Origin of the sequence: [Clostridium] symbiosum ATCC 14940 (genome assembly GCF_000466485.1) — a bacterium.
Classification (GTDB): domain Bacteria; phylum Bacillota; class Clostridia; order Lachnospirales; family Lachnospiraceae; genus Otoolea; species Otoolea symbiosa.
On the sequence record NZ_KE992945.1, the window covers coordinates 1 to 11465 of the forward strand.

An 11465-nucleotide genomic window follows, 5' to 3' on the forward strand; every position below is an offset into this window, starting at 1 on the left:
ATACCATTTGATCCGAAAGTAAATTGACGCTATCCCCAGACTGGTTGAGGGTTGACATCCGCCGGTGATTATGATAAATTAATCATTAGCATAAATGCAGAGAAGAGGAATAGTAGGCTGAAAGTCATATCAGAGAGCCGCCGGAGGGTGCGAGGCGGTTATGAATCTGTCAGTTGAACTCGCCTTGGAGCAGCCTGTTGAAGAGAAGACCGGATGTATTTTTGAAAGTATATCTGTTCTTGTGTAGGCAGAGCCGGAATCCCCCGTTATGGGAGCTGAAAGAGCATACCGAACGTCTCATGCCCTCATCCGGGGATAAGAGCATACACGGTATGAAATAGAGTGGTACCGCGCAGTATAGAATATATGCCTGCGTCTCTATGGAAACATATAGAGGCGCAGGCTTTTTAATTTATCGGAAAATGCGATTTCCTGCGCTCTTGATATTTTATGGGAAATTAAATCAATTCAGGAGGAAGAAGATGTCACAGTACAATCATACCGCCATTGAGAAGAAATGGCGCAGCAATTGGGAAAAGAACCCGATCAATGTAAATGACGGAAAAAAGGAGAAATACTATTGTCTTGATATGTTCCCTTATCCGTCGGGAAGCGGACTTCATGTGGGACACTGGAGAGGATATGTCATCTCAGACGTATGGAGCCGTTACCAGTTATTAAAAGGTAAATACGTGATTCATCCGATGGGCTGGGATGCATTCGGCCTTCCGGCGGAAAACTATGCGATTAAGATGGGCGTCCATCCGGCGATCTCCACAGCAGAAAATGTGAAGAATATCAAACGTCAGATTGGCGAGATTGCGGCAATCTACGACTGGGATATGGAGGTTAACACCACGGATCCCGGCTTCTATAAATGGACCCAGTGGATTTTCGTCCAGATGTTTAAAAAGGGACTGGCCTATGAGAAGGAATTTCCAATTAACTGGTGTCCGTCCTGTAAAACAGGTCTTGCCAATGAGGAAGTGGTTAACGGCTGCTGTGAGCGCTGCGGAACCACGGTTACCAAGAAGAATCTCCGCCAGTGGATGCTTAAGATTACGGCTTATGCGGAGCGCCTTTTAAATGATTTAGACAAACTGGACTGGCCGGAGAAGGTTAAAAAGATGCAGACCGACTGGATCGGAAAATCCTACGGTGCGGAAGTAGACTTCCCGGTTGAAGGAAGAGACGAAAAGATTACGGTATATACGACAAGGCCTGATACGCTTTACGGAGCCACCTTCATGGTGCTGGCGCCGGAGCACAGCCTGGCAAAGAGCCTGGCAACGGATGAGACCAGGGAAGCAGTGGAGAAATATATCTTCGACGCGTCTATGAAGTCCAATGTGGATCGTCTTCAGGATAAGGAGAAGACAGGCGTCTTTACAGGCTCTTATGCCGTCAATCCGTTAAACGGGGCTAAGACACCGATCTGGCTCTCCGACTATGTACTGGCCGACTATGGTACGGGCGCAATCATGTGCGTACCGGCTCACGATGACCGTGACTTTGAATTTGCTAAAAAATTCAACATTCCGATTATCCAGGTAATCGCCAAGGATGGAAAAGAAATCGAGGATATGACGGAGGCTTACACTGAGGCCAGCGGAATCATGATTAATTCCGGCGAGTGGAACGGAATGGAGTCCTCCGTACTCAAGCAGGAAGCTCCGGCTATGATTGAGGAGCGCGGCCTGGGCAAGAAGACGGTGAATTATAAGCTGCGTGACTGGGTATTCTCCCGCCAGCGTTACTGGGGCGAGCCGATCCCGATCATCCACTGTCCGAACTGCGGCAATGTGCCGGTTCCGGAAGACCAGCTTCCTCTGGAACTTCCGAAAGTGGAGAGCTACCAGCCGACCGGTACGGGTGAATCACCGCTGGCAGGTATTGACGAGTGGGTTAACACAACATGTCCGTGCTGCGGCGCTCCGGCTAAGAGAGAGACGAATACGATGCCCCAGTGGGCCGGTTCTTCCTGGTATTTCCTCCGCTATGTGGACAGCAAGAATAATGAAGAACTCGTTTCCAGGGAGAAAGCAGATAAATATCTGCCGGTTGATATGTATATCGGCGGCGTAGAGCATGCGGTGCTTCACCTTCTTTACTCCCGTTTCTATACGAAATTTTTGTGTGACATTGGTGCCATTGATTTTGACGAGCCGTTCAAGAAGCTGTTTAATCAGGGTATGATTACCGGCAAAAACGGCATCAAGATGAGCAAGTCCAAGGGCAATGTGGTTTCACCGGATGATCTGGTACGCGATTACGGCTGTGATTCCCTGCGTCTTTACGAGTTATTCGTGGGACCGCCGGAACTGGATGCAGAGTGGGACGACAGGGGGATCGAGGGCGTATCCCGTTTCCTGAACCGTTTCTACAATCTGGTTATGGATAATAAGGACAAAGAGGTCGAGGCAACAAAGGAAATGATTAAGATCCGCCATAAGCTGGTGTTCGATATCGAACAGAGATTTGAGCAGTTCAGCCTGAATACGGTTATTTCCGGATTTATGGAGTATAACAATAAGCTGATCGATCTGGCTAAAAAAGAAGGCGGAATAGACAGGGAGACGCTGAGAACCTTTACGGTTCTGTTAGCTCCGTTTGCACCTCATCTCGGTGAAGAGCTGTGGCAGGCGCTGGGCGGCACGGACAGTGTATTCCATGCCGAGTGGCCGGAATGTGATCCGGAGAAGATGAAGGACGATGAGAAAGAGATAGCCGTTCAGATCAACGGCAAGACAAGAGCCGTTGTAACACTTCCTGCCGATGTGTCGAAAGAGGACGCCATTGCAGCCGGTAAAGAGGCGGTGAAGGATAAGCTGACCGGGAATGTGGTGAAAGAGATTTACGTTCCGGGCAGAATTGTCAATATTGTTATGAAATAAAATATATAAAAGTAAAAGAGCATTGCTTCCGGCATGAAATTAAATTGATTTTGTGCCGGGAGAGGCTCTCTTTTTTTGCAATTCAACGTGAAATCGAGATTTTTTACTGAATCTATGCTAAAATACGGGAGAAAGGGCAATGGAGAAGCTGCCGTGGCGAAAACGATTCGCCAGTGAACCGGCCCGGTGAGAAAGCCGGCAATTGCAAGAAAATCGTAATTGGAAAATAATAGCGCTTTGTGCTATGATTATAAAAAATGAAGAAACAGGAAAGGACTGACAGAACATGGGGCATATCACATCAAAAGATGCCTACAAAAGCCTGGAGGAGCGGATCAACTGGTTTACCCAGGGCGCTCCGGCATCAGATACGTTATATAAAATACTACAGGTGCTTTTCACCGAGAAAGAGGCAAAGGTCATGGCCATGCTTCCGGTGAGGCCATTTACTTTAAAGAAAGCGGCGCATATCTGGAATACCTCCGAGGCAAAAGCGGAGAAGGTACTCGATCACCTCTGTGAAAAAGCGCTGCTGGTGGACTCCTGGCATAACGGAGTCAGGAAATTTGTCATCCCCCCGCCCATGGCCGGATTTTTTGAGTTTGCGCTGATGCGGACCAGGGGAGATATCGATCAGAAGTATCTGAGTGAACTTTACTACCAGTATATGAATGTGGAAGAGGACTTTGTCAAGGATCTTTTCTACGCAACCGAGACGAAGCTAGGACGTGTATTCGTCCAGGAACCGGTTCTCGGTAATGAGAATATGAGCCATATCCTGGATTATGAGAGAGCCAGCCACATTGTGGAGGAAGCCGACTATATCGGACTGGGACTCTGCTACTGCCGTCATAAAGCGGCTCATGCGGGCCACCCATGTGAGACCGGCGCCCCTCTCGACGTCTGTCTGACCTTTGGCAATGTTGCCCGTTCCCTGGCTGAGCATGGGGGACATGCGCGGCTGATCTCGAGGGAGGAAGCCATGGATGCACTGGAGCGATCCTACGGCGCCAATCTGGTACAGATTGGAGAGAATGTAAGGGAATATCCGGCCTTTATCTGCAACTGCTGCGGCTGCTGCTGCGAGGCCCTGCAGGCGGCAAGGCGTTTCGCGCCGATGCAGCCGGTGGCGACAACGAATTATATCCCTTCAGTTAATATGGAAACCTGCATCGGCTGCGGAAAATGTGCCAAGGTATGTCCGGTGCTGGCGATCAGGATGGAGGAAGAAAATCCGTCCGGAGAAGGGGAGAAGACAGGCAGGAGGAAAGCTGTGGTAGATAAAGATATCTGTCTTGGCTGCGGCGTCTGCGTCAGAAACTGTCCGGTCTCGGCAATCCGGCTTGAGAAACGGCCGGTACAGATTATTACCCCGGTCAACAGCACCCACCGTTTTGTCCTGCAGGCCATCGAAAAGGGAACGCTGCAGAACCTGATATTTGATAATGAGGCATTTGCCAACCACAGGGCTCTGGCTGCTGTTTTCGGAACAATTTTAAAACTTCCGCCAATCAAGCAGGCCATGGCGAGCAGACAATTTAAGTCCATCTATCTGGACAAGCTGCTTTCGGCCCAGATTGAGAAGCAGAAGGCAGAACAGAAGTAATTAACGCAGAAGATAAGGGAGGGACAGATGCCCAGACTATTAATCAAACAGAGAGTCTTTTCCTGGACCGACACTTACGATGTATATGGGGAGGACGAAACTCCGAAATACTTTGTCAAAGCGGAGTTTCTGTCACTGACCCATCAGATCCATGTATACGACAGCCGTACGGACAGAGAAGTCGGCGCTGTGAGGGAGAAGCTGTTCAGCCTGATGCCACGGTTCGAAATAGAGTTGGACGGAGAGCCGAAGGGACATATTGAAAAGCGTTTCACACTGTTTCGTCCAAAATATGAGATAGATTTTAACGGCTGGTATGCAGAGGGGGATTTTCTGGGATGGAATTACGATATATACGAAGAATGTTCCGCCGTGATGCATATAGAGAAGGAAATCCTGCACTGGGGGGATACGTATGTACTTGATTACCAGAATCCGGAGGACGAACTTTTGGGACTGATGCTTGTTATCGCCATCGATGCGGCTAATTGCAGCAACGGATAGTGCAGACAGAATGACTGAAGAAAGGAATTTGATAAGATGGCAGAGAAATTTGGCAGAAAGCTGAAAAAATATAACAGAGCCGGAACTGCATTACTGGCAGGGATTCTTCTTGCATCTGTGAATGTACGGACCGCAGCCGCGAGTACCTTGGCCCGCGGTCCGGCCTGGGAGAGTGAACAGATGAGGCTTGGACTGTTGACGGATGAGGCGGCCGGAAATACCGTTTTTAACGGTGATGTCAACACATTGAAGGCAGCGGCAGAGGCATCCCAGTTAATTGTCGCTGTGGGAAATGAGGCGGATCCCGCGCAGGGGACGCTGACATGGTATGTCAGAAATCAGGAAGGGAAGCTGATACCGGCTTTTTCAGTACCGGCGGTCAGCGGGATGAACGGCATATCAGCCGATAAGCGGGAAGGAGATAAGAAGACTCCGTCCGGAATCTATTCATTTACCATGGCCTTTGGGATGAAAGACAATCCCGGCAGCATTCTCCCCTATCACAAGGTGGTAAACGGAGATCATTTTGTGGACGACAGCGGCAGCAGGTACTATAACCGCCTTGTCAATGAATCCCAGGTGCAGAAGGACTGGAATTCTTCGGAGAACCTGATACGCCAGGCACCGCATTACAATTACGCCCTGGTTCTGAACTATAATGATACGTATGTTCCGGGAAAAGGCTCAGCCATATTCCTGCATTGCCCTAAGACTGCTAACAATACAGGCACATCCGGCTGCATCAGTATTCCGGAAGAATATATGAAGCTGCTGGTGCAGTCCGTTGATCAGAATACGAAAATCATTGTAGTGCAGAATGAAAAAGAGCTGGCCTCCTATTAGAAGCAGAAGGGACAGCGTAAAGCATATAAATCCGGCAGCCATGCAGGCCATTCCATTGGGGAGGTACTGCACCGGCTGTTCGGATTTTTTTCATTTAACAGGATAGTTCTCCTGTTAAATGAAAACCGCTCCGAGGAGGATCGCACTGCTTCGGCAGAAAATCTCGTCATTTGGCGGCCTGCCTAAAGAATCTATAGAGGTAAAAATTAAGAATGAGTAAGAGAAAAGCAAAAAAAGCCCTGGTAAAATCCGGTATAATAAAAAGAGGAAGAGGAGGAGTATTTTATGAAAAAAAGAACATGTAACAAAACGGCTGCCCTGTGCGGCCTGATACTGCTCGCGATATCCTCTGCGGTTCTGGGAGGATGCGGCAAAAGTGAAATCCTGGCGCCGGATGCAAAGACGGTCCTGCCATCCTATCCGGAATCGATAGACCAGGAAAAGGATTGGGATAAGTGGAGGAAAAATCAGGACGAGAACGAGGTGCCACAGTCATTTATAGAGAGTCAGTCCGGCTTTACATTCACGACGGCGAGAGAGCTTCTGGCCGGCCGGGAGGAAAATCTGGTCTACTCCCCGGCGAGCCTTTATTACGCCTTGTCGCTGGCGGCATCGGGAACACGGGGAGAAACGGCCGGGGAGCTGTACCGGTTTCTGGGAGTGGAGGATCCCGACAGCGCCGCTGAGTATGCGGGGAGGCTCTACCGGATTTTATATTGCGACAGTTCCATCAGCCAGATGCGGATGGCAACCTCCCTTTGGGTGGATCAAAGCATGAGCCTGAAGGAAGAATTTACTAAGACGGCAGCCGCCCGGTATTATGCATCCCTGCATACGGTGGATTTCTCCGATGAAAAAACCGGAAAAGAGATGGGGAAATGGGTAAAGGAAAATACAAAAGGGACGATTGTGCCGGAGATCAGGGTTGAAGCCCAGCAGCTTATGCATCTTATGAATACGGTTTATTTTTACGATGAATGGATCGACCGGTTTAATCAGTCGGCCACAAAGAAAGGCGATTTTCATCTGGCGGACGGCACCACAGCGGAGACAGATTTTATGAACGCTACATACGGCTCCCATAATTACAGAAATGGGGACGGATTTGTCAGTTCCAGTCTGGGCCTTAAGGAGAACGGCTCTATGGTTTTTGTGCTGCCGGATGAGGGCGTCCCGGTGGACAGACTTTTTGAGACGCCGGACCGGTTGAAGGAGGTTCTGGAGGGCGGAGAAAGCCATATGGGCGAGGTGGTTTTCCAGGTTCCCAAGTTTACGGCCGATACACATTCCGATATCAGAGAGGTGATGATAAAGCTGGGTATAACCGGAATCTTCGAGGATGGAGATTTCTCAGGAATGACAGATAATAAAGGGATTTATATCTCCTCCATCACCCAGGACGGCCATATTGCCATCGATGAAAAGGGGGTGGAGGCATCGGCATTTACCGATATTACTTACGCAGGAGCGGCGCTCCCTGAAGGAAGGGCGGACCTGATACTGGATCGTCCGTTCCTGTATGGAATTGAGAAAAACGGCGTATGGCTTTTTATCGGAGTCTGTGATAATCCGTAGGATAGAGTACCAGAGCGTATTTAAAAATTCATTCCCGCCATCTGCAGGCCCCACTACGCGGCATATTTGGCCCAAATTCGCTTACCGTAGCCCACTACGCAGCACTCATTCAGACCAAATCTCCCACAAAGTGTGACGTACCGCTGGCAGAAAGCAATTATCAAACATGTTCTAGCGATTGGGAGACAGGCGGAAACAATTTAAAAAGTTCTGCCTAAGTTGTTCCCCGACAGCTTCCGGCAGAGCCTGCCTGATTTCTGCAATCTGCTGAAGTGTAAAGGAAAGGGATGCCGGGACTGAGAGGGATGCCGCCTTTGCGGGATGAGTGCGGAGGTTTTCCGGAGCTTCTTCGTATGCCCATTTGACAGCGCCCATTCCGTCCGTCTCGATTAAGATCCGATCAGCAGGGAGGGCGGCAGCCAGATTTCTCACGGCCGGATTCCACCAGACGTCGGGGCCGATAGAAAAATAACAGTCAAGCTCCAGAAAAGACTTTGGAAAAACAGGGTCGGAGTACCAGTGGACAAGGTAGGTATTCGGATAACCTGCAATCAGGGAGGCAATCCTTTGTTCCTGGCCCTTCGTGTGCAGAATAACCGGTTTGTCCAGTTGGGCTGCGACGGCCAATTGTTCGGTAAACACCTTCTCCTGGACAGCCAGAGGGACGTTGCACCAGACGCTGTCCATTCCGATTTCACCGATGACGGGACATTCTGAAAAATAAGAAAGCATTTCCGATAATGAATACTGACCGGCATACCATGGATGAAGGCCGTAGGTGGGAATTATAATATTCTTATATTCCGGCCGGGAGGCCAGGCCGTAGAGCTTTACGGCTTCCCTTGGATTGCCTGCGCACAGGAGGGAGCGGACGCCTTTTATTCTGCGCTCTTCAAGTTCTTTACTGCTGCCGATATGGGCATGGGAATCACATAAGGTCATTTTTCTTCCTTTCCGGTGCATTAGATTCAGACCCGGCCGGTCATGATTTCCGAATGGATTTTCTGTCTCAGGGCGCCCTGGTTATAGAGCCAGTCTCTGTTCCGAACCCTGTCCGGGATTTCAATTTCGCAGGTGATATGGGCCGGAGCCTGGTTCAGGATTAAAATCCTGTCTGAGAGATAGAGCGCTTCATCCATATCATGGGTGACCAGGAGTACGGTCCGGTTCAGCCTGGCCCGCATACTGATCAGCCAGTCCTGCATATCGCCCCTTGTTATAACATCCAGAGCGCCGAAGGGCTCATCCAGAAGAAGGATGTCGGCCTTACACAGGGCTGTCCGCAGAAATGCGGCGCGCTGGCGCATCCCGCCGGATAGGGAGGAAGGATATTTCGTTTCATATCCCTCCAGCCCAAATGCGGGGAAATTCTTAGATGCCTCCCGCCTCATTTCTTCCATGGAACCATGGATCTGGCCGTAGAGGCAGACATTATCCAGGATAGTCTTCCAGGGAAACAGCAGATCATTCTGCGGCATATAAGCAAAATGCTCCGACAGTCCGGTAACAGGCTGCCCATCCACCGTAATCCGTCCGGTCTCAGCCTGGATGACTCCGGTCAGAAGCTTCAGGATTGTGGACTTTCCACAGCCGGATGGTCCCAGCAGGCTGACAAATTCTCCTTCTTTAATAGAAAAATCCAGATTTTCAAACAGTTTCTTATTATCATATGAAAACGATAATCCTGATACTTCCAACTTCATCATCGGTTCCAGTCCTTTCTTTATTCCGGAAGAAATTCGTTCGTATAGCAGTCGGATGCAGGGATAAGCTTGTTAATTACCCCGTATTCCATCATAAATTCCGTATATCTGTCCCAAACCTCATCCTTCATAACACCCCATCTGTCCGCATCCTCCATATACTTATCGGCAAGATAGTTCTGTGATATTTCCAGCATCTCAAGAGGATAATCAGGAGCATATCTCTGGAGGATGGCAGCGCCTGTCTCCGGATTTTCAATTGCGTATTGATATCCTTTCTCTGTTGCGGCAAGAAATTTTTTTACCAATTCCGGTTTGTTTTTCAGTGTATCGTCGGAGGCGATAATCACAGGAGTATAGTAGTCGAGACGCTCGTCAAGCTCCCTTACCGGCATATAGTCGATTGGAAAATCATTCATCTGGCATTTTACATTATCCCAGGCCTCATAAAACCACATGATATCCGCCTTATCCTTTAATGCCTCAAAACCGGAACCGTCGGATATCACCATGTTAAGTTTTGAAAAGTCTGCGCCATCCTTTGTCATAACGGCGTTCAAAACAGCTTCTTCTCCGGGGCCGCCCCATCCGGCGTACGTTTTACCCTCAAAATCTTTTGGGGATTTTATTCCTTTACCCTCGTAGGTGGCGAAACCGGAGGTGTTGTGCTGGATGATGGCAGCGATTGCTTTAATTGGGAGGGGATCTGCCGAAGTGCGGGCTATCGTGACATCTTCCTGATAGCTGATTCCGAAATCACCTTTTCCGACTGCCACGAGAGTTGCAGTGGCTCCTTCCGTAGGTTCGATGATATTGACTTCGAGTCCTTCTTCGGCATAATATCCCTGATACAGGGCTACAAACATGCCGGTATGATTGGTGTTGGCCACATAGTCTAAAATGACGGTTACGGTTTCAGGTCCGTCTGTCCCCTCTGCCGGTAAAACGCCCTGGGAATCTGTCACGGATGCTCCGGTTTCTTCGGAGGCGGCTGCGTCGGCGGACGGGGCGGCAGTTGGCTGGGCGGCTGACTCCGGAGCTTTGGAAGACCGGGAACAGCCCGTCAGTGCGCCGGAAAGGACAGCGGTGGACAACAGGATTGCTAGCATTTTCTTTTTCATAATTATTCTCCTTAATTGTATATTAATTATTACTATTCATGGCCTGTATCCCGCGAGGTGTTTTTGTGCATATATTGCGCGAAAATCCCGGGTTACACGGCGTGAAACTGCATTTTTCAGCAGGTCCGTGAATAGTGATATTAATTTTTGGTGTGCAGGTAGGGCAGGGCGGCAAGCTGGTAGAGGCGGATAAGCCCGTTCATACACAGGCTCAGGAAAATGATAACCAGAACACAGGCGAATACCTTGTCCAGCATGTAACTGTTTTTGACTCTCAGCAGGTAGTAGCCCAGTCCTTTCTGGGAGCCGATCCACTCTCCGACAACAGCGCCGCTGATACTGTAGGTGGCCGAAACCTTCAGGCCGGACAGCAGAGAGGGAACGGCGGCCGGGATTTTAACGAGGCGGTATGTTTTCCATCTGCCTGCCCCATAGGAGCGGACCAGATGGACATACTCCTCATCCACCTGGGCGAGCCCGTCTGAGAAGCTGACTGCGATTGGGAAAAAGCACATCAGGACAACCGTCAGAATTTTCGGGGCAACCCCAAAACCCATATAAATAATGAGGATTGGGGCCAGCACGATCATGGGAACCGTCTGGGTGACCACAAGAACCGGGTATAGTCCCTGCTTGATGATGGGAAAACAGTCCATCACGATGCCGAGAAGCAGAGCCAGTATCAGGGAAATTACAATACCGGACAGAGCCTCTGAGACAGTGACTGCCGCATGGCCGCCCAAGGTGCCGAGTTCCGAAAAAAGTGTTCTGATTACCTGTACCGGTGATGGAAGCACATACAAAGGAATATGGAAAAATCCTACGGCCGCTTCCCAAATCAGCAGCAGGATAATGATGAAAAGGGCCGGTATTATATTTTGACAGTATTTTTTCATGAATGACTCCCCCGTTTTAAATGGTAAAGTAAAGGTATATTTCACAGGATAAGAATGACTCCCGCGTGGCCTGTTAAATAAACAAAAATCCCGCCGGATAATGGCGGGATATCAAGGTTCAGTATTTCACGTCCCTACGTTGGCATTATCCAAATCAGGTAAAGGGTCGAAATTAACAATTTCCTCTCAGCCAGTTTACAAGCTCCCCTGTTTCTTTTTTACTAGCTGATTGTAGCATGAAAGTCGGAGGAAATCAATCCTTTTTGTCATTTTGGACCGGACTGTGGTTACAGTTCAGACATGATGTATTCCGCGAGGTGTTT

9 protein-coding genes, 2 pseudogenes, 1 riboswitch and 1 other annotated feature are annotated in these 11465 nt (G+C 49.4%); of the genes and pseudogenes, 6 read left to right on the forward strand and 5 right to left on the reverse strand.

The features are described 5' to 3' along the window. Window positions 1-90: 90 nt before the first annotated feature. Window positions 91-383, forward strand: a binding site (T-box leader). Window positions 384-482: 99 nt separating this feature from the next. The 6 genes and pseudogenes from leuS to CLOSYM_RS24085 all read left to right on the forward strand — a co-directional run. Next, the gene (leuS, locus tag CLOSYM_RS13555) at window positions 483-2894 is read left to right on the forward strand and encodes a leucine--tRNA ligase (protein ID WP_044902431.1); all 2412 of its coding nucleotides are present in this window, start codon (window positions 483-485) and stop codon (window positions 2892-2894) included. 286 nt (window positions 2895-3180) lie between these two features. After that, entirely contained in the window at window positions 3181-4500 is a 1320-nt protein-coding gene (locus tag CLOSYM_RS13560) for a 4Fe-4S dicluster domain-containing protein (protein WP_021642537.1), read from the forward strand. A 27-nt stretch (window positions 4501-4527) separates the two neighbouring features. Then, the gene (locus tag CLOSYM_RS13565; RefSeq protein ID WP_003507851.1) at window positions 4528-5004 is read left to right on the forward strand and encodes an LURP-one-related/scramblase family protein; all 477 of its coding nucleotides are present in this window, start codon (window positions 4528-4530) and stop codon (window positions 5002-5004) included. A gap of 36 nt (window positions 5005-5040) precedes the next feature. Next, the gene (locus CLOSYM_RS13570; protein WP_003507850.1) at window positions 5041-5847 is read left to right on the forward strand and encodes a L,D-transpeptidase family protein; all 807 of its coding nucleotides are present in this window, start codon (window positions 5041-5043) and stop codon (window positions 5845-5847) included. A gap of 285 nt (window positions 5848-6132) precedes the next feature. Continuing rightward, a complete protein-coding gene (locus tag CLOSYM_RS13575; protein WP_021642538.1) occupies window positions 6133-7422 on the forward strand; it encodes a serpin family protein in 1290 nt (429 codons plus the stop codon). A gap of 62 nt (window positions 7423-7484) precedes the next feature. After that, a pseudogene (locus CLOSYM_RS24085) lies at window positions 7485-7541 on the forward strand (hypothetical protein); the annotation flags it as partial. Here CLOSYM_RS24085 and CLOSYM_RS24090 read toward each other — a convergent pair. The 5 genes and pseudogenes from CLOSYM_RS24090 to CLOSYM_RS13595 form a co-directional block, all read right to left on the reverse strand. After that, window positions 7527-7586, reverse strand: a pseudogene (locus CLOSYM_RS24090) (hypothetical protein); the annotation flags it as partial. The pseudogenes CLOSYM_RS24085 and CLOSYM_RS24090 sit on opposite strands and share 15 nt — an antisense overlap. Window positions 7587-7593: 7 nt before the next feature. Continuing rightward, entirely contained in the window at window positions 7594-8364 is a 771-nt protein-coding gene (locus CLOSYM_RS13580) for a TatD family hydrolase (protein WP_044902432.1), read from the reverse strand. 26 nt (window positions 8365-8390) lie between these two features. After that, on the reverse strand, window positions 8391-9128 hold the full coding sequence (locus CLOSYM_RS13585) for an ABC transporter ATP-binding protein (protein WP_021642541.1): 738 nt from the start codon (window positions 9126-9128) through the stop codon (window positions 8391-8393). Window positions 9129-9145: 17 nt separating this feature from the next. Next, window positions 9146-10246, reverse strand: a complete 1101-nt coding sequence (locus CLOSYM_RS13590) for an ABC transporter substrate-binding protein (RefSeq protein WP_021642542.1) — start codon at window positions 10244-10246, stop codon at window positions 9146-9148. A gap of 140 nt (window positions 10247-10386) precedes the next feature. After that, window positions 10387-11142, reverse strand: a complete 756-nt coding sequence (locus CLOSYM_RS13595; protein WP_021642543.1) for an ABC transporter permease — start codon at window positions 11140-11142, stop codon at window positions 10387-10389. 113 nt (window positions 11143-11255) lie between these two features. Further along, a riboswitch (TPP riboswitch) is annotated at window positions 11256-11361 on the reverse strand. Window positions 11362-11465 lie beyond the last annotated feature (104 nt).